General features: G+C 65.1%; 17 protein-coding genes and 1 tRNA gene. 4 read left to right on the top strand and 14 right to left on the bottom strand.

Annotated elements, in window-relative coordinates; genetic code table 11:
* Positions 1–43 precede the first annotated feature (43 nt).
* Both HFL01S_RS14740 and HFL01S_RS14735 read left to right on the top strand, forming a co-directional pair.
* Positions 44–2,125, top strand: a complete 2,082-nt coding sequence (locus tag HFL01S_RS14740; RefSeq protein ID WP_066259909.1) for a M3 family metallopeptidase — start codon at positions 44–46, stop codon at positions 2,123–2,125.
* Positions 2,126–2,161: 36 nt separating this feature from the next.
* Positions 2,162–2,821, top strand: coding sequence for a DUF4124 domain-containing protein (locus tag HFL01S_RS14735; protein ID WP_066259906.1), 660 nt, complete (start codon positions 2,162–2,164; stop codon positions 2,819–2,821).
* 35 nt (positions 2,822–2,856) lie between these two features.
* Here HFL01S_RS14735 and rpiA read toward each other — a convergent pair whose 3' ends face one another.
* Positions 2,857–3,528 (bottom strand): ribose-5-phosphate isomerase RpiA, encoded by a 672-nt coding sequence (gene rpiA / locus HFL01S_RS14730; RefSeq protein WP_066259903.1) that lies wholly within the window; start codon positions 3,526–3,528, stop codon positions 2,857–2,859.
* A 40-nt stretch (positions 3,529–3,568) separates the two neighbouring features.
* Here rpiA and HFL01S_RS14725 point away from each other — a divergent pair, with 40 nt between their 5' ends.
* Entirely contained in the window at positions 3,569–4,648 is a 1,080-nt protein-coding gene (locus HFL01S_RS14725; RefSeq protein ID WP_066259900.1) for a quinone-dependent dihydroorotate dehydrogenase, read from the top strand.
* Here HFL01S_RS14725 and HFL01S_RS14720 read toward each other — a convergent pair whose 3' ends face one another.
* The 13 genes from HFL01S_RS14720 to uvrB form a co-directional block, all read right to left on the bottom strand.
* A complete protein-coding gene (locus HFL01S_RS14720) occupies positions 4,649–5,761 on the bottom strand; it encodes an NAD(P)/FAD-dependent oxidoreductase (RefSeq protein WP_066259895.1) in 1,113 nt (370 codons plus the stop codon).
* A 60-nt stretch (positions 5,762–5,821) separates the two neighbouring features.
* Positions 5,822–5,896: transfer RNA gene (locus HFL01S_RS14715), tRNA-Val, on the bottom strand.
* Positions 5,897–5,985: 89 nt separating this feature from the next.
* Entirely contained in the window at positions 5,986–6,705 is a 720-nt protein-coding gene (gene dnaQ / locus HFL01S_RS14710; protein WP_066259891.1) for a DNA polymerase III subunit epsilon, read from the bottom strand.
* Positions 6,702–7,040 (bottom strand): ISC system 2Fe-2S type ferredoxin, encoded by a 339-nt coding sequence (gene fdx / locus HFL01S_RS14705; RefSeq protein ID WP_066259889.1) that lies wholly within the window; start codon positions 7,038–7,040, stop codon positions 6,702–6,704. The genes dnaQ and fdx overlap by 4 nt, the downstream gene beginning before the upstream one ends.
* A gap of 4 nt (positions 7,041–7,044) precedes the next feature.
* Positions 7,045–8,916 carry a Fe-S protein assembly chaperone HscA gene (hscA, locus tag HFL01S_RS14700; RefSeq protein ID WP_066259887.1) on the bottom strand — a complete coding sequence of 624 codons (1,872 nt, stop codon included), beginning with the start codon at positions 8,914–8,916 and terminating at the stop codon, positions 7,045–7,047.
* A gap of 41 nt (positions 8,917–8,957) precedes the next feature.
* Complete coding sequence (hscB, locus tag HFL01S_RS14695) at positions 8,958–9,476, bottom strand: Fe-S protein assembly co-chaperone HscB (protein ID WP_066259885.1); 519 nt, start codon at positions 9,474–9,476, stop codon at positions 8,958–8,960.
* 8 nt (positions 9,477–9,484) lie between these two features.
* A complete protein-coding gene (gene iscA, locus HFL01S_RS14690) occupies positions 9,485–9,808 on the bottom strand; it encodes an iron-sulfur cluster assembly protein IscA (protein ID WP_066151399.1) in 324 nt (107 codons plus the stop codon).
* Between the two features lie 9 nt (positions 9,809–9,817).
* Entirely contained in the window at positions 9,818–10,204 is a 387-nt protein-coding gene (gene iscU / locus HFL01S_RS14685; RefSeq protein WP_066151401.1) for a Fe-S cluster assembly scaffold IscU, read from the bottom strand.
* 12 nt (positions 10,205–10,216) lie between these two features.
* Positions 10,217–11,434, bottom strand: coding sequence for an IscS subfamily cysteine desulfurase (locus HFL01S_RS14680; RefSeq protein ID WP_066259880.1), 1,218 nt, complete (start codon positions 11,432–11,434; stop codon positions 10,217–10,219).
* A 105-nt stretch (positions 11,435–11,539) separates the two neighbouring features.
* Positions 11,540–12,076 (bottom strand): Fe-S cluster assembly transcriptional regulator IscR, encoded by a 537-nt coding sequence (gene iscR / locus HFL01S_RS14675; protein WP_066259878.1) that lies wholly within the window; start codon positions 12,074–12,076, stop codon positions 11,540–11,542.
* Between the two features lie 174 nt (positions 12,077–12,250).
* Positions 12,251–14,161 (bottom strand): sensor histidine kinase, encoded by a 1,911-nt coding sequence (locus HFL01S_RS14670; RefSeq protein WP_066259876.1) that lies wholly within the window; start codon positions 14,159–14,161, stop codon positions 12,251–12,253.
* Positions 14,158–14,853: a LuxR C-terminal-related transcriptional regulator gene (locus tag HFL01S_RS14665; protein WP_066259875.1), complete on the bottom strand. Its 696-nt coding sequence runs from the start codon at positions 14,851–14,853 to the stop codon at positions 14,158–14,160. The genes HFL01S_RS14670 and HFL01S_RS14665 overlap by 4 nt, the downstream gene beginning before the upstream one ends.
* Positions 14,854–14,946: 93 nt before the next feature.
* Positions 14,947–17,034, bottom strand: a complete 2,088-nt coding sequence (gene uvrB, locus HFL01S_RS14660; protein WP_066259873.1) for an excinuclease ABC subunit UvrB — start codon at positions 17,032–17,034, stop codon at positions 14,947–14,949.
* Positions 17,035–17,139: 105 nt separating this feature from the next.
* Here uvrB and HFL01S_RS14655 point away from each other — a divergent pair, with 105 nt between their 5' ends.
* Entirely contained in the window at positions 17,140–18,336 is a 1,197-nt protein-coding gene (locus tag HFL01S_RS14655) for an amino acid aminotransferase (protein WP_066259871.1), read from the top strand.
* The last annotated feature ends 88 nt before the right edge of the window (positions 18,337–18,424 follow it).

Below are 18,424 nucleotides of genomic sequence, written 5' to 3'. Positions count from 1 at the left end.
CCCGGGCCATTGAACTTTCTGTCTCGAGCCCATACTGAGTCGCATGAACAACGTCGCCGACAACCCCCTGCTCGATTTCTCCGGACTGCCCCGGTTTGATGCCATTGCACCCCCTCACGTGACGCCCGCCATCGATGCCCTGTTGAAAGAAGCCGATGCGGCCCTGGAGGACGTCACGGCGCCGGGGTTTCCTGCGGACTGGAGCGCCATGTCTGCCAAGCTTGACGTGTCTACCGAGCGGTTGTCTCGCGCCTGGGGCGCCGTCGGGCACCTCAACAGCGTGGCCGACACACCCGAGCTGCGGGCTGCGTACAACGAAGTGCTGCCCCGCGTGACGGAGTTCTGGACGCGGCTGGGCGCCGACGAGCGTTTGTATGCCAAGTACAAGGCCATGGACGTATCCCGGCTGAACCCTGAGCAGGCACAAGCCCACAGAAACGCCATGCGTGGATTCGTTCTGGGCGGTGCCGAACTGCAAGGGGAGGCCAAGCAGCGGTTCGCCTGGCTGCAGGAACGACAGGCCGAACTCGCCCAGAAGTTCAGCGAAAACGCACTGGACGCCACCGACTCGTTCAGTCTGTACGTGTTACCGGAAGACCTCGAAGGGGTGCCGGCGGATGTGCAGCAGGCCACACGCGCGGCAGCCCAGGCAGACGGTCAGGCCGGTCACAAACTCACCCTCAAGATGCCCTGCTACCTGCCTGTGATGCAGTTTGCCCGCAGCAGCGCATTGCGGGAAAAGCTCTACCGCGCCTACGTGACGCGCGCCAGCGATCAGGCCGAGGGCGACGCCACTCGCTACGACAACACAGCCATCATGGCCGAGCTGCTGGCGCTGCGCCATGAGGAGGCTCAGTTGCTGGGGCATCGCCATTTCGCCGATGTCTCCCTTGTGCCGAAGATGGCGGAATCACCCGAACAAGTGATCGGTTTCCTGCGCGACCTGGCCCGCAAGGCCCGCCCGTACGCCGAGCAGGACATCAAGGATTTGCGAGAGTTCGCTGCCCAGGAACTGGGCATCAGTGATCCGCAGCCCTGGGACTGGCCCTACATCGGCGAAAAGCTCAAGGAAGCCCGCTACGCCTTCAGTGACCAGGAGATCAAGCCCTACTTCACCGCGCCCAAGGTGCTGGCGGGCCTTTTCCAGATCGTTGAAACGCTGTTCGAGGTCAGCATCCGCCGGGACAACGCCCCGGTCTGGCACCCGCTGGTGGAGTTCTACCGCATCGAACGCCGGACTGCGGCCGGAACCGAGCTTGTCGGCCAGTTCTACCTCGACCCCGCTGCCCGCAACGGCAAACGCGGCGGTGCCTGGATGGACGACGTGCGGGCCCGCTGGTTGCGGCCGGACGACGGCAGCGTGCAGACGCCCGTGGCGCACCTGGTCTGCAACTTCGCCGAGGGCATCGAGGTCAATGGTGTCCGGCATCCCCCCCTGCTCACGCACGACGACGTGATCACCCTGTTTCACGAGTTCGGTCATGGCCTGCATCACATGCTGACACGCGTCAACGAACGCGATGTCTCCGGCATCAGCGGGGTCGAGTGGGATGCGGTCGAACTGCCCAGCCAGTTCATGGAGAACTTCTGCTGGGAGTGGGACGTTCTCAAGCACATGACGTCGCACGTGGACACGGGCGCCCCGCTTCCGCGCGAGCTGTTCGACAAGATGCTTGCGGCCAAGAACTTCCAGAGCGGCCTGCAGACGCTGCGCCAGGTCGAGTTCTCCCTGTTCGACATGCTGCTGCACAGCCAGCCTGACCCAGTGTCCAGCGGCGAGGGCATCCTGGCTCTGCTGACTCAGGTGCGCGACGAGGTCGCGGTGCTGCAGCCACCGGCCTACAGCCGCACACCGCACACCTTCAGCCACATCTTTGCGGGCGGCTATTCCGCTGGCTATTACAGCTACAAGTGGGCGGAGGTGCTCTCGGCCGATGCCTACGCGGCCTTCGAGGAAGCTGCGCGCGCCAGTGGTCACAGCACGCTGGACGTGGCCACCGGCCGCCGCTACCGTGAAACCATTCTCGAGGCGGGAGGAAGCCGCCCGGCCATGGAGTCGTTCAAGGCCTTCCGCGGCCGCGAACCTGGCCTGGATGCGCTGCTGCGCCACCAGGGCATGGCCTGACCCGCTGTTACTCGATCTCTTCTGAGGACAAAAGACATGAGCCGCCACAACATCTCCGTCTTCGCACCCCAATTGGCGGCCGCCGCCACCCTCATCGGCCTCTTGGCCGCTCCGCTCGCTTCAGCCCAGGGGGTCTACCGGATCGTAGGCCCCGATGGCAAGGTCACCTATTCCGACCAGCCACCGCCAGCTGCGGCCAACGCACGTCCGGTTGGCGGAGCCTCCTCTTCCGCTGCATCTGCGGCCCCCGCGCTGCCTGCCGAAGTGCGGCAGGCCGTTGGCCGATACCCCGTGACCCTGTACACAGGAGCCGACTGCGCGCCCTGCGACAGCGGTCGCAGCTTCCTGAGCACCCGGGGCATTCCCTTTGCAGAAAAGACCGTCAACAGCAGCGACGACGTGGCTGCCTTCAAGCGACTGAGCGGCGCCACCAGCCTGCCGCTGCTGACCGTCGGAGGACAGCAGCTCAAGGGCTACTCGGCCACCGAGTGGGGCCAGTACCTGGATGCGGCCGGCTACCCGAAGAAGTCGGTGCTGCCCCCCAGCTACCGTCGCGAAGCGGCCACCCCGCTGGTCGAGGCCAAACCGGCTGCGGCGCCCGCCACCAGAACGCCCGCGGGCCAGCCCGCTGCCGATACACCCGCGGAAGTCCCGGTGACGCCGCCGGCCAGCAATCCCAGCGGCATCCGCTTCTGAGAAACCGGGGGCAGTAGCCCTCCGCTCCCCTCTGGTCAGAACGTCAGCGTGCGCACCCCGCCCGGGGTGCCGAGCAGGCACACACTGGCTTTCTGGTGGGCGAACACACCCACGGTCACGACGCCAGGCCACTGGTTGACCTCGCTCTCGAAAGCCAGCGGGTCGCTGATCTTCAAACCGGTGACATCCAGGATGTGCTGACCGTTGTCGGTCACCAGGGGTTGGCCATCCTTGATGCGCAGCCTGGCGGAACCACCCAGGCCTTCAAACTGGCGTGTCAGGCGGGCAGCAGCCATCGGAATCACCTCGACTGGCAGCGGGAACGCCCCCAGCACCGGCACCATCTTGGACTCGTCGGCGATGCAGACGAAGCGCCTGGACATCGCGGCCACGATCTTCTCGCGCGTCAGTGCGGCACCGCCGCCTTTGACCATGTAGCCTTTTGCGTCGATCTCGTCGGCACCATCGATGTAGACCGAAAGCCCCTCGACTGCAGACGCCTCCAGCACAAGAATGCCCAGCGCCTTGAGGCGTGCAGTCGAAGCTTCCGAACTGGACACCGCTCCGGGAATGCTGTCCTTGATGGCGGCCAGCGCATCAATGAACTTGTTGACCGTGGAGCCGGTGCCGACACCGACCACTTCACCCGGGGTCACGTACTGAAGGGCGGCTTGGCCGACCAGGGCTTTGAGTTCGTCTTGGGTCATTTGAGAGAATCAGGGTTTACGCGAATTTGTTGATTATCCGATGTCACTTCTGCCCTACGCGCTCACCCGCCCGCTTCTCTTCGGTCTGGACCCTGAAACTGCGCACGAGTTGACGCTCGACAACATCGCGCGTTTCCAGCACTCGCCCCTGAGCTGCCTCTGGAGCGAGTCGCGCATCGACGACCCGGTGACGGTGGCCGGCCTGAGATTCCCGAACCGTGTGGGTCTGGCCGCAGGACTGGACAAGAACGCGCGCTGCATCGACGGGTTGTCGGCCATGGGCTTTGGCTTCGTGGAGGTCGGCACCGTCACCCCCAAGGGCCAGCCGGGCAACCCCAGGCCGCGCATGTTCCGCATCCCAGAACGCAACGCGCTGATCAACCGGCTGGGCTTCAACAACGAAGGACTGATTGCCTTTGTGACCAATGTGCAGAAAGCGCGGTTTCGCAGCAAAGGCGGCACATCGCCTATGCTGCTGGGACTGAACATCGGTAAAAACGCCGCCACGCCCATCGAGCAGGCCACAAGTGACTACCTCACCTGTCTCGATGGTGTGTACCCGCACGCCGACTACGTGACGGTCAACATTTCAAGCCCCAACACCAAGAACCTGCGCAGCCTGCAGAGCGACGAGGCCCTGGATGCGTTGCTGGGCGCAGTCATGGAACGGCGCGAGCTGCTCGCACAGCGTTATGGCAAGCAAGCGCCGGTGTTCCTGAAAATTGCACCCGATCTGGACGAGACGCAGATCGGGGTGATCGCAGCCACCCTGCTGCGCTACGGCAGCGACACCGCAGGCCAACCTAACCAGCGGCTGGGCGTGATCGCAACCAACACCACGCTCAGCCGCGATGCGGTCGCGGGGCTGGCTCATGCTGAAGAGGCTGGCGGGCTCTCGGGAGCACCGGTGCTGGCGGCCAGTAACCGGGTCATCCGCTTGCTACGAGGTGCACTGGGCGAGGGGTTTCCCATCATCGGTGTGGGGGGCGTGCTCAGCGGCGACGATGCCGTCAGCAAGGTACGGGCGGGCGCGGACCTGGTGCAGATCTACACCGGGCTGATCTACAAGGGGTCGGCCCTGGTGCGCGAGGCTGCGCAAGCCCTCAAGTCCGCGCGCTGATCAGCGCAACAGGCCGACCACCCGCTCGGCAATCGCCAGGCAGCTGGTCAGCCCCGGCGACTCGATGCCAAAAAGGTTGACCAGCCCGGGCAGGCCGTGCACACCCGGTCCATCGATGCGGAAATCGGCTGCGGGCTTGTCGGGTCCACTGATCTTGGGCCGCATGCCCGCATAGCCCGGCTGAAGGGCACCGTCCGGCAGTTCGGGCCAGTACTTGCGCACCTCGGCATAAAAGGCATCGCCTTGCGCCGGGTCCACCACCAGATCCTGAGGATCATCGGTCCACTGCACGTCCGGGCCGAACTTAGCCTGTCCGCCCAGGTCGATGGTGAGGTGCACGCCCAGCCCGGCCAGGTGTTGCGCAGGCTCAGGCGCCGGGTAGATCAAGCGTTCGAACGGTGAACGCCCGGCCGCGAGGGTGAAGTAGCTGCCTTTGGCATACCACGCCTGGGGCACATGCACGCGGTCCAGCCCAATCGTCCGCCGCGCGACGGCGCAGGCGTCCAGGCCCGCGGCATTCACCACCGTTGCAGCGAGCAGTTCGGTGCCGTCGGCGGTCCGGACCACGAACTGCCCCCCGGTCGCCACGACTTCGTCCACGACGCTGTGACAGACCACCATGCCACCCGCGTTTTCCAGATCGCCCTGCAGCGCGAGCATCAATCCATGGCTGTCGACAATGCCCGTGGAGGGCGACAGCAAGGCCGCTGCACAATGCAGGCGACTCTCCAGCGCGCGGGCTTCGTCGACACCGAGCAGCACAAGATCGTCCACACCGTTGGCGCGAGCCCTGGCCATGATGCCCGGCAAGCCGACGACCTGAGACGGCGTGTGGGCGACGATCAGCTTGCCGCAACGGTGGTGGGCAATGCCCCGTTCCAAGCAGTAGGCGTACAACTGTTCGCGTCCCCGCACGCACAGTTGCGCCTTGAGAGAGCCCGTCGGGTAGTAGATCCCGGCGTGAATGACCTCGCTGTTGCGAGAGCTTGTGCCCATACCGATGCCGGCTTCACGCTCAAGCACCAGCACCTCGCGCCCGGAAAGTGCCAGCGCCCGTGCCACGGCCAACCCGACCACACCGGCGCCGATCACCAACGCATCCACCTGGTCCATGGCCCGTCTCCATCGGTTGCCAAAAAGAAAAAGCCCCAAGCGTTAGCTTGGGGCTTTGACTGGTGGGCGGTGCAGGGTTTGAACCTGCGACCCCTGCCGTGTGAAGGCAGTGCTCTACCACTGAGCTAACCGCCCGAAAATCTTGCCTGACTTATCGTCAGATCCGATTGTTCGGAAGCCTCGCATTATAGCCTGATTTTTCCGCTTTCGACGGTCTCTCTCAATCAAACCGCTGGCGAGAGTTGGCGCCACAAGGTTTTGCCCTTGCAGGCCTTGTCGATGTCCGCCAGCACGGCATCGTGCGCTGCCGCTTCCTGCTCGTTGGCCGTCAGCACCGGCAGCTCAAGACGACTCAGGTCGACCTGCACGACTTCTTCCCCGAGGCTCACTTCGGTGGAGCTGCCCTCTTCCACGATCAGGGCATCCTGGCCCCGGGTCATGTTGATGTAGACATCGGCCAGCAACTCGGCATCGAGCAAGGCCCCGTGCAGCGTGCGGCTGGAGTTGTCCACTCCCAGGCGGTCGCACAACGCATCCAGGCCATTGCGCTTGCCAGGGAACATCTCTTTGGCCATCACCAGGGTGTCGATCACCCCGTCGATGTAGGCCTTGATTGGCTTGCGGCCCAGCCGCTCCAGTTCCTTGTTGAGGAAGGCGATGTCGAACGGCGCGTTGTGGATGATCAGCTCGGCGCCCGAGAGGTAGTCCAGGATCTCGTCGGCCAGTTGCGCGAACTTGGGCTTGTCGCGCAGGAACTCGTTGCTGATGCCGTGCACCTTGAGCGCGTCCTCGTGGCTGTCGCGCTCGGGGTTGATGTAGTGGTGCAGGTTGTTGCCGGTGAGCTTGCGATTGAGCAGCTCGACACAGCCGATCTCGATGATGCGATCACCGTTCTCGGCCGACAGGCCGGCGGTCTCGGTGTCGAGAACGATCTGTCTCATCAGTGGGTCTCTTTGGCGTGGTTGATCGAGTACTTCGGAATCTCGATCGTCACATCCTGCTGCGCGAGGATGGCCTGGCAGGACAGGCGGGAGTTGGGCTCCAGGCCCCAGGCGCGGTCGAGCAGGTCTTCTTCGGCTTCATCGAGCTCGCCCAGGCTGTTGAAGCCTTCGCGCACCACCACGTGGCAGGTGGTGCAGGCGCAGCTCATGTCGCAGGCGTGCTCGATCTTGATGTCGTTGTCCAGCAGCGCTTCACAGATCGACGTGCCGGGGGGGGCGCTGACGCTGGCGCCCTGCGGGCAGTACTCGGGGTGCGGGAGGATCTTGATCGTGGGCATGGGTTCAGACTTCTTCGACTTTGCGGCCGGCCAGCGCCTGCTGGATGCCTCGGTTCATGCGCTGGGCCGCAAAGGCCTCGGTACCCTTGGCCAGGGCCTGGGTGGCGACTTCGATGTCGGCGGCGGCGCCGTCGACAGCAACGGCCGCCAGCGTGTTGATCAGGGCGTCGATGGCCTCGCGTTCAGCCGCGTCCAGCAGGTCGCCGTCGGCGGCGAGTGCGCTGCGGGTGGCGGCGATCATGCGGTCGGCGTCCACACGGGCCTCGACCAGCGCCCGCGCAGCCATGTCCTGCTGGGCGGTGTTGAAGCTGTCCTGCAGCATGGCAGCGATCTGTTCGTCCGACAGGCCGTAGGCAGGCTTGACGTCGATCTTGGCCTCGACACCACTGCCCTGTTCCTTTGCGGTGACCGACAGCAGGCCGTCGGCATCGACGGTGAAGGTCACGCGGATGCGCGCCGCACCGGCGGCCATGGGAGGGATGCCGCGCAGCGTGAAGCGCGCCAGGCTGCGGCAGTCGGCCACCAGATCGCGTTCGCCCTGCACCACGTGCAGCGCCAGCGCGGTCTGACCGTCCTGATAGGTGGTGAAGTCCTGGGCACGGGCTGTGGGAATCGTGCTGTTGCGCGGCACGATGCGTTCGACCAGGCCGCCCATGGTCTCGATGCCCAGTGACAGCGGGATCACATCCAGCAGCAGCAGGTCGCCGTCCTGGCTGTTGCCGGCCAGCGCGTTGGCCTGGATGGCAGCGCCCAGCGCCACCACCTCGTCCGGGTTGAGGTTGGTCAGAGGCTCGCGGTCGAAGAACTCGCCCACAGCGCGGCGGATCACCGGCATGCGGGTCGAGCCGCCCACCATCACCACGCCCTGCACCTCGTCCCGGGTCACACCCGCGTCGCGCAGCACCTTGCGCACGGCGGTCATGGTGCGGGCGGTCAGCCCGGCGGTGCAGGCCTCGAAATCCGCCTGCCGCACCGCCTGTTCGACAGCCAGCCCTTCAATCTCGGCGCGGAATAGGACCTCGGCATGCGCCGAGAGCTGCTCCTTCACGCGCCGCGCTTCGCGGTGCAACGCGGCGCGTTCGGCCGCGTCGGCCACGGGGCCGAGGCCCGCTTGTTGCAGCACCCAGGCGGCCAGCGCCTGGTCGTAGTCGTCGCCGCCCAGAGCAGAATCGCCTCCCGTTGCCATGACTTCGAACACCCCACGCGTGAGGCGCAGGATGGAGATGTCAAAGGTGCCACCGCCCAGGTCGTAGATGGCGTAGACGCCCTCGCTGCCGTTGTCCAACCCGTAGGCGATGGCCGCAGCGGTCGGCTCGTTGATCAGCCGCAGCACGTTGACGCCGGCGAGCTGGGCGGCGTCCTTGGTGGCCTGGCGCTGGGCATCGTCGAAGTACGCGGGCACGGTGATCACGGCGCCGAACAGTTCGTCGTCGAAGCTGTCCTCTGCGCGGAAACGCAGCGTAGCGAGGATCTCTGCGCTCACCTCCATCGGGGTCTTGCGACCGGCCACGGTCTCGACCACCGCCATGCCGTTGTCGTCGACCACGGAGTAGGACAGCTTGTCCACATCGACCACCTGATCGCGGCGACGGCCCATCAGGCGTTTGACCGAGCTCACCGTGTTGGCGGGGTCTCCGATCTGCGCGGCCAGCGCATCAAACCCGATCTGACGACCCGACCCTCCGAGCTGGGGATCGAGGTAACGTACGACGCTGGGCAGAATGGCGCGGCCATCCAGCGCCGGCAGGCATTCGGCCACGCCATGCCTTACCGCAGCCACCAGCGAATGCGTGGTGCCCAGGTCGATGCCGACCGCCACACGTCGCTGGTGCGGGTCGAGGGACTGGCCGGGTTCGGAGATCTGCAGAAGTGCCATGGACGGAAGAGGAAAAACGGGAGTAAAGCCAGCGCAACCCGCTATTGTCCCAGCTGTTCGAGGCGGCTCTCGACGTCGCGCGCAAAACGCTCAACGAACATGAGGGCTCTGACCTGCCCGGCCAGTGCGGGCCAGTCGTGCTGCACATCGGCGGTCTGCTGCAGTTGCGCCAGCATGCGCTTGCGCGCTAAGGCCACCTCGTCGGCAAGGTCTTCCACCACAGCGGCAGAGGACGCTTCTTCGAGCGCTTCGCGCCACTCCATCTGCTGCATCAGGAAGGCCGGTGGCATCGCGGTGTTGTTCTCGGCCTGCACCGGAGCACCGTGCAGTTCACAGAGGTAGGCCGCGCGCTGCAACGGGTCCTTCAGGCGCTGGTAGGCCTCGTTGATGCGCACAGACCACTGCATGGCCTGACGCTGGGTCTGGGCGTCGGCCGCCGCGTGGCGGTCGGGGTGCACCTCACGCTGCAAGGCCTTCCAGCGCTCATCCAGAGCTGCACGGTCCAGCGTGTAGGCCGGTGGAAGTTCGAAAAGTTCGAAGTCGTTGGATTGCAGGTTCATTTCCGGAATTAGACCCGGAAACTTTCTCCGCAGCCGCAGCGGTCGCGCTCGTTCGGGTTGTGGAACTTGAAGCCCTCGTTCAGGCCCTCGCGCACGAAGTCCAGCTGCGTGCCATCGATGTAGGGCATGCTCTTGGGGTCCACCAACACCTTGACGCCGTTTTCTTCGAACACAACGTCCTCGGGCGCGATCTCGTCGGCGTATTCCAGCTTGTAGGCCAGGCCTGAACAACCCGTGGTCTTGACGCCCAGACGCACGCCCACGCCCTTGCCTCGTTTGGCCAGGTAGCGCGTGACGTGACGGGCTGCAGCTTCAGAAATCGTGACGGACATGGCAGGGCTTCAGTTCGCGTGCTTCTTGCGGTAGTCGTCCACCGCAGCCTTGATGGCGTCTTCGGCCAGGATGGAACAGTGGATCTTGACCGGCGGCAGTGCCAGTTCTTCGGCGATTTCGCTGTTCTTCAACGCAGCAGCCTCGTCCAGCGTCTTGCCCTTGACCCACTCGGTCACCAGCGAACTGGACGCAATGGCCGAGCCGCAGCCGTAGGTCTTGAAACGTGCATCTTCGATCACGCCCGTCTGCGGATTCACCTTGATCTGCAGCTTCATCACGTCGCCGCAGGCGGGCGCCCCCACCATGCCGGTGCCAACGGACTCGTCGCCCTTGTCGAAGGAGCCGACGTTGCGGGGGTTCTCGTAGTGGTCAACGACTTTTTCAGAATAGGCCATGGTTGTTCTCCTTCAGTGCGCTGCCCACTGGATGGTGGACAGATCAACGCCATCCTTGAACATTTCCCACAGGGGAGACAGTTCGCGGAGCTTGGCGACGTTTTCCTTGATGGTGGCGATCGCGTAGTCAATCTCTTCTTCGGTGGTCCAGCGGCCGATCGTCATGCGCAGGCTGCTGTGGGCCAGTTCGTCGCTGCGGCCCAGGGCCCGCAGCACGTAGCTGGGTTCCAGGCTGGCCGACGTGCAGGCCGAGCCAGAGGACACCGCCAGACCCTTGATACCCATGATCAGCGACTCGCCCTCGACGTAGTTGAAGCTCATGTTCAGGTTGTGCGGCACGCGCTGCGTCTCGTGACCGTTGATGAACACCTCTTCGATGTCCTTCAGGCCGGCGACCATGCGGTCGTGCAGCGCGCGGATGCGCTGGTTCTCGGCGTGCATCTCTTCCTTGGCAATGCGGTAGGCCTCGCCCATGCCCACACACTGGTGGGTGGGCAGCGTGCCCGAGCGCATGCCACGCTCGTGGCCGCCACCGTGCATCTGCGCCTCGATGCGGATGCGCGGCTTACGACGAACGTACAGCGCGCCGATGCCCTTGGGACCGTAGGTCTTGTGGCTGGTCAGGCTCATCAGGTCGACCGGCAGGGTTTGCAGGTCGATGTCCACCCGGCCCGTGGCCTGCGCCGCGTCCACATGGAAGATCACGCCCTTCTCGCGGCAGATCGTGCCGATGGCGGCGATGTCCTGGATCACACCGATTTCGTTGTTCACGAACATGACCGAGGCCAGAATCGTGTCGGGGCGGATTGCCGTCTTGAAGGCCTCCAGGTCCAGCAGGCCATCGGCCTGGACGTCCATGTAGGTCACCTCGAAGCCCTGGCGCTCCAGCTCGCGACAGGTGTCCAGCACGGCCTTGTGTTCGGTCTTGACCGTGATGAGGTGCTTGCCCTTGGTCTTGTAGAAGTGCGCAGCCCCTTTCAGGGCCAGATTGTTGGACTCGGTGGCACCAGAAGTCCAGACGATCTCGCGCGGGTCGGCGTTGATCAGGGCCGCCACCTGTTCGCGGGCGGTCTCGACGGCTTTTTCAGCTTCCCAGCCCCAGGCGTGGCTGCGCGAAGCAGGGTTGCCGAAGTGTTCGCGCAACCAGGGAATCATGGCATCCACCACCCGCGGGTCGCAGGGGTTGGTGGCGCTGTAGTCCATGTAGATCGGGAAATGCGGCGTGCTCATGGCGGCAGTTTTTTCAGTGATTGGAATCGTGGGACCAGATGGATGCCTGCCCCGAGTGGGCGGACATGCCAAGGGCGCGGCCGGTGCAAGCACCAGCCTCGCCCGTCATTTGGAGAGTGCAGCGCCTCCAAGCGCGAACACCGAGTTCGGCGCATTGACGCGAATCGGTTTGACCACCGGGGCGCTGGAGATCGCACGCTTGATCATGGGGGCGTTCTCCACCACGACACCCTTGGCGATCTGCTCGTCCACGAGCGATTGCAGCGACACCGAGTCGAGGAAATCGACCATCTTGGCGTTCAGCTGCGCCCACAGCTCGTGCGTCATGCAGCGGTTGCCCTCGCCCAGGCAGTTTTCCTTGCCGCCGCACTGGGTGGCGTCAATGGGCTCGTCCACCGACACGATGATGTCTGCGACTGTGATCTCTGCAGCCTTTCGGCCCAGCGTGTAGCCGCCGCCAGGACCGCGGGTGGACTCCACCAGCTCGTGTCGGCGCAGCTTGCCAAACAGCTGCTCGAGATAGGACAGCGAAATCTGCTGGCGCTGGCTGATGGCGGCCAGCGTGACGGGACCGTTGTTCTGGCGCAGGGCCAGATCGATCATGGCGGTGACCGCGAAGCGGCCTTTGGTCGTGAGGCGCATGGGGTGCTCCTGAATCGTGAGGTTTGGCTGCCGTTGTAGAACCGGGCGGACGTCCTGAGACACCCACTCGACCGCTTCTCCACCCACCCCAGCCACCTGTGGTGGCTGCAACGTCAACTTGGTATCCGACTGTTTTTATCGAGTATACACCAATAGCCAAGTGTTTCTCTCGGGTTAGCCGCTTCCCGCCGGGTCGTGGGGCTGCAGAGGAAACAGGAAGCGCACACGTGTGCCAGGCCCCGCGTCCTCGAACACCACCCCCACACCAAGTTCGGCCGCTCGCAGCCGGATGTTGCCCATCCCCCGCCCACCGCCGCACGAGATGCCCTCATCGGGGGTGCGCAAGCCGACGCCGTCATCGGCCACACACAGCTCGACCTGTTCGCCCACGTGCCGGGTGCTCACGGTGACCCGCTGCGCCCGCGCGTGCTTGAGCACGTTCGCAAACACCTCCTGCAGACAACGGAACACATGCAGCACCCCCCGGGCCTCCAGCCCTGGAACCGGTGGCACCTCCTGCACCTGCCAGACCAGCTCCACCCCGGCCGCCTGCATCGCCGGCGCGATGCGCTGGCGCAGGGTGCCCAGGATGGTGGGCAGGTCGCCATCCATGGGTTCGAGGGAGTCCAGGGTCATGCGTAGGTCCTCCAGCGCATGGTGGAGCATGGCGACCATCGCCGAGGTATCGACCTGGGCCCCGCTGCCACGAACCACGTTGAGCGCCTGCACCAATTGGCTTCCCAGGCCATCGTGCATGTCGCGTGTGAGCCGGCGGCGCTCGGCCTCCAGCACTCGCTGGCTCTCCACCTGGCGCAGGCGCTCGAACAGCCGCTGCAACTCCACCTCGCGCTCACTCACCTTGCGCGAGAGTTCGGTGTTGAGCAGCCGGACCTGTTCCATGGCCGCCGACACCCGGCGCACCAGCACCCAGCCCAGGGCGTACATCAGCATCAGAGATCCGACCGTCATCCAGCGGATGTCGGCGTCGCCAGGAAAGCCCATGTTCACCACGGCAAAGTCGCGCACGCCGGTGGCCATGGTCGCGGCGCCGAACACGATGGTGAGCCGCTGGTTGGCGTCCAGCCCCCAGCGCGCCCGGTGGAACAGTTTCACCAACGCCACTGCCGAGGTCAGTGTGATCACCGCCATCCAGATCCAGTACATGGTGTAGCTGTCGAAGTACACCGTGACCGCCAGCCAGAACGGGCCAAGCCACAACAGCCCATGGACAAAGCTGCGGATCAGGCCCTGCCGGTAGTCGAACAGGTCCCACATGAAGAGGTACAGAAACCCGCAGTAGGCGGTGAACGAAAGCTTCTGCAGGTAGTACCAGACCTCGAAGGACATCGGCGGCGTTTCCAGCGGCGTCAGCCCCAGCCGGACCGCCCAGGCGAAGGCGGCCGCAGCCAGCAGGCCAAACAGCCGCTCGCGGGTGTTCAGCCACAGGAGCAGCGCCATCAGGCCGAGCATCAGCGACACCGCGGCCACCATCCAGGTCACGTACACCTGCCACCACATCAGGTCGGCGTGGCGCTGGACCAGCGCATCGGCCAAGCCGATCTGCACCTGCGACAGCCCGCTCTTGCGCAGCGGCTGACCGCGGACCTCAATCTCGATGCGGTTGTCGGCTGGTTCGGCTGCCAGCCAGGCGCGCGGCAGATGCACGATCTGCGGCACGAGGGAGGTGTCCACAAAGCCCTCGTACGACCAGAAGCGGTCGGCCACCTCCTGCCCGTTGAGCCAGACCCGGTACCGGGCCCCGACCCGAGGCAGCAGCATGGCCAGCGGAGCCTGGTCATCACCGCTGTAGGACAGACCCGCTGGCCACGTCAACCGGTACCGCGCTTCGCCTTCCCAGCGGGGCGACTGGTTGTCCCACACGTGGGGCAGCGCCACATCGGACACCCGCAACACGCCCGCCTGCTGGTGCGCCACCTGGGCCTGCCGGACCACCTGGGCGCCCTCCACCGGGGTGGTGCGCGACACCCAGGCCAGACCGGCAATGCCCACCGCCAGCAGCATCCCCGCCCACCAGTAGGCCGGCGTCGCGAGCAGCCACCGGGTCAGGGCGCCCGCCCAGCTCACAGCAGGCCCCGCTCCTGCGCCGCGCGCACCACCTGGACCCGGCTGTGAACGGCCAGCTTGCGGTAGAGGTTCTTGATGTGCGAGCCCACCGTGGCGGGCGATATGAACAGCCGCTGGGCGATTTCCTTGTTGACATAGCCCTGTGCAACCAGCCGGAGCACCTCGGTCTCCCGGTCCGAGAGCAGGACTTCCTGCAGCTCCTGGACCGCGGACGGCGCGTCCTGCACCCAGCGGAACTGCCGCAACAGCATGCGGGCCAGCAGAGGCGAGATCGGCGCTCCGCCGGCCCGGATCTGTTCGATGGCGGTGACCAGCTCCTCGGGCGTGCATCCCTTGAGCACATAGCCGGTCGCGCCGGCCTGCAGCGCGGCCACGAGGCGGGACTCATCGCCAAACACGGTGAACACCAGCAGTTCGGCGTCCGGATGTTCGACGGCGAGCCAGTGCAGCAGGTCCTCCCCCCGGCCGTCGGGCAGACCGAGGTCGACCAGAAACACATTGGCATTCGCATGCAGCGCGTGTTCCAGCGCATGGCGCCGGCTCACCGACACGCCAACCAGTTGCCACTGGGGCCGGGACAACAGGGCCTGCCGAACGAACTGCTGTATGGCGGGATCGTCTTCGATCAGGTAGATGCGCGTCTGCTCGTCCGTCTGTGCGGGCTGCTGCGACGCTCGCGGTGCGGTATTCATGCGTCAACGAAAGATGTTGTGGCGAGCACCACGCCCCGGCACCAGAATGCCGCCTCCTTCGCGGCGCTCCGGCCGGTATTGTGCGGCACCTGCTCAGGCCACCTTGTCCTGGCCGCCGGCGCCGAACAGGCGCTCCTTGAGGCGGGTCAGCTGGTCTCGCACAGACGCCGCCTTCTCGAACTCCAGGTTGCGCGCGTGCTCCAGCATCTGCTTTTCCAGTCGCTTGATCTCCCGCGCAGCGTCCTTTTCATCCAGCGCCTCCAGGTCGGCATGCAGGGCGCTGGCCGCCGCCAAGCGATCTGCTTCCCGTCCCGCCTTCTCGCTGTAGACGCCGTCGATCAGGTCCTTGATGCGCTTGACCACGCCCTTGGGCGTGATGCCATTCGCTTCGTTGAACGCGATCTGCTTGGCGCGCCGCCGCTCGGTTTCATCCATCGCCCGCTTCATGGAGTCGGTGATGCGGTCGGCGTACAGGATGGCCTTGCCGTTGAGGTTGCGCGCTGCGCGGCCGATGGTCTGGATCAGGCTGCGCTCGGCGCGCAGGAAGCCTTCCTTGTCGGCGTCCAGAATGGCCACCAGCGACACCTCGGGAATGTCCAATCCCTCGCGCAGCAGGTTGATGCCCACCAGCACATCGAAAGCGCCAAGGCGCAGGTCGCGGATGATCTCGACCCGCTCGACCGTGTCCACATCGCTGTGCAGGTAGCGCACCTTGACACCGTTCTCGGTCAGGTAGTCGGTGAGCTGCTCGGCCATGCGCTTGGTCAGTGTGGTGATGAGAACCCGCTCGCCCGCCTCGACGCGGATTCGAATCTCCTGGAGCACGTCGTCCACCTGGTGGGTGGCGGGCCGCACCTCGACGAGTGGGTCCACCAGGCCGGTCGGGCGCACCACCTGCTCGATCACGTTGCCCGAATGGGTCTTCTCGTAATCGGCCGGCGTGGCCGAGACGAAGATGCACTGGCGCATGCGCTGCTCGAACTCCTCAAACTTCAGCGGCCGGTTGTCCAGCGCGCTGGGCAGGCGAAACCCATACTCCACCAGTGTGGTCTTGCGCACCCGGTCGCCGTTGTACATGGCGTTGAGCTGGCCGATCATTTGATGGCTCTCGTCCAGGAACATGATGGCGTCGCGCGGCAGATAGTCGGTCAGCGTGGCCGGCGGGTCGCCCGGCGCGCTGCCGGCCAGGTGGCGCGAGTAGTTCTCGATGCCTTTGCAGTGGCCGACCTCGCTGAGCATTTCCAGGTCAAACCGGGTGCGCTGCTCCAGCCGTTGGGCTTCCACCAGCTTGCCCATGCCCACCAGTTGCGCCAGTCGCTCGCGCAACTCTTCCTTGATGGCTTCCACCGCGCTGAGCACCTGCTCGCGTGGGGTCACGTAGTGGCTGCTGGGGTAGACGGTGAAACGCGGGATCTTCTGCCGCACCTTGCCGGTCAGCGGGTCGAACAGCTGCAGGCTTTCGACCTCGTCGTCGAACAGTTCGATGCGGATCGCCATCTCGCTGTGTTCGGCCGGGAACACGTCGATGGTGTCGCCGCGCACGCGGAACTTGCCGCGACTGAAATCCTGCTCGTTGCGGCTGTACTGCATGCGCACCAGCTGCGCGATCAGGTCGCGCTGGCCGGCCTTGTCGCCCACGCGCAAGGTCATCACCATCTGGTGGTAGCTCTCGGGCTTGCCGATGCCGTAGATGGCCGAGACGGTGGCCACGATCACCACGTCGCGCCGCTCCAGGATGCTCTTGGTACACGACAGCCGCATCTGCTCGATGTGCTCGTTGATCGCGCTGTCCTTCTCGATGAACAGGTCGCGCTGCGGCACGTAGGCTTCAGGCTGGTAGTAGTCGTAGTAGCTGACGAAGTACTCCACAGCGTTCTTGGGAAAGAACTCGCGGAACTCGCTGTACAGCTGCGCCGCCAGGGTCTTGTTGGGCGCGAACACGATGGCCGGCCGCCCGATGCGGGCGATCACGTTGGCCATGGTGAAGGTTTTGCCCGAACCGGTCACGCCGAGCAAAGTCTGGAACACCTCCCCGTCTTCTATGCCTTCGACCAGTCCGGCGATCGCCGTGGGCTGGTCACCGGCCGGCGGGTATGGCTGGAACAGCTCGAACGGGGAATCGGGGAAGCGGACGAAGGTGCCGTCTTGCTTTTCCGTGATGACTTCAGAGAGATCCGGCATGGGCGCAGTCAACGAGTGGTGGGGAGCGGCCGTTAAAATTGGCCGAACCCGGCACACTACACCACGCCCGGACTCTTCGCTACTGACAACCTTCCAAGGATTTTCATGTCCCTGTTTTCCGCCGTCGAAATGGCCCCCCGCGACCCCATCCTGGGTCTGAACGAACAATTCGCTGCCGACACCAACCCCAGCAAGGTCAACCTGGGCGTGGGCGTGTACTTCGACGACAACGGCAAGCTGCCGCTGCTGCAGTGCGTGCAGGCCGCGGAGAAGGCGATGATGGACAAGCCCTCCGCACGCGGCTACCTGCCCATCGACGGCATCGTCGCCTACGACAACGCCGTCAAGGCCCTGGTGTTCGGCGCCGAATCCGATGTCGTGAAGTCCGGCCGAGTTTCCACCGTGCAGGCCATCGGCGGCACCGGCGGCCTGAAGATCGGCGCCGACTTCCTGAAGAAGGTCAGCCCGGACGCCAAGGTGCTGATTTCCGACCCGAGCTGGGAAAACCACCGCGCCATCTTCCAGAACGCCGGTTTCGAGGTGGGCAGCTACCGCTACTACGACGCCGCCACCCGCTCGGTGAACTTCGAGGGCATGCTGGCCGACCTGAACGCCGCCGCCCCCGGCACCGTCGTCGTGCTGCACGCCTGCTGCCACAACCCCACCGGCTACGACATCACCGCCGCCCAGTGGGACCAGGTGATCGCCGCTGTCAAGGCCCGCAACCTGACCGCTTTCCTGGACATGGCCTACCAGGGCTTCGGCCACGGCATCGCCGAAGACGGCGCCGTAATCGCCAAGTTCGTGGCCGCCGGCCTGAACATCTTCGTGTCCACCTCGTTCTCCAAGAGCTTCAGCCTGTACGGCGAGCGCGTCGGCGCCTTGTCGGTGGTGGCCTCGGACAAGGACGAGGCCGCGCGCGTGCTGTCTCAGCTCAAGATCGTCATCCGTACCAACTACTCCAACCCGCCCACGCACGGTGGCGCTGTGGTGGCCGCGGTGCTGAACAACCCCGAGTTGCGCGCCCTGTGGGAAAAGGAGCTGGGTGAAATGCGCGTGCGCATCAAGGAGATGCGCCAGAAGCTGGTGGACGGCCTGAAGGCCGCCGGCGTGAAGCAGGACATGGGCTTCATCACCACCCAGATCGGCATGTTCAGCTACTCCGGCCTGTCCAAGGACCAGATGGTGCGCCTGCGCAACGAGTTCGGGGTGTATGGAACGGATACCGGCCGCATGTGCGTCGCCGCCCTGAACAGCAAGAACATCGACTACGTCTGTCAGTCGATTGCCAAGGTGGTTTGATTTTTCTCACGCCAGCCCGCCAAAAGCCGCTCACCGAGCGGCTTTTTTGTGCCCAATCGCACTGTTTGCCGGATCTGGCAGTGCAAAA

It is taken from the genome of Hydrogenophaga flava NBRC 102514, assembly GCF_001571145.1.
Taxonomy (GTDB): Bacteria; Pseudomonadota; Gammaproteobacteria; order Burkholderiales; family Burkholderiaceae_C; genus Hydrogenophaga; species Hydrogenophaga flava.
The sequence above is the reverse complement of the archived record's forward strand: the minus strand, read 5'-3'. Positions and strand labels throughout refer to the sequence as shown.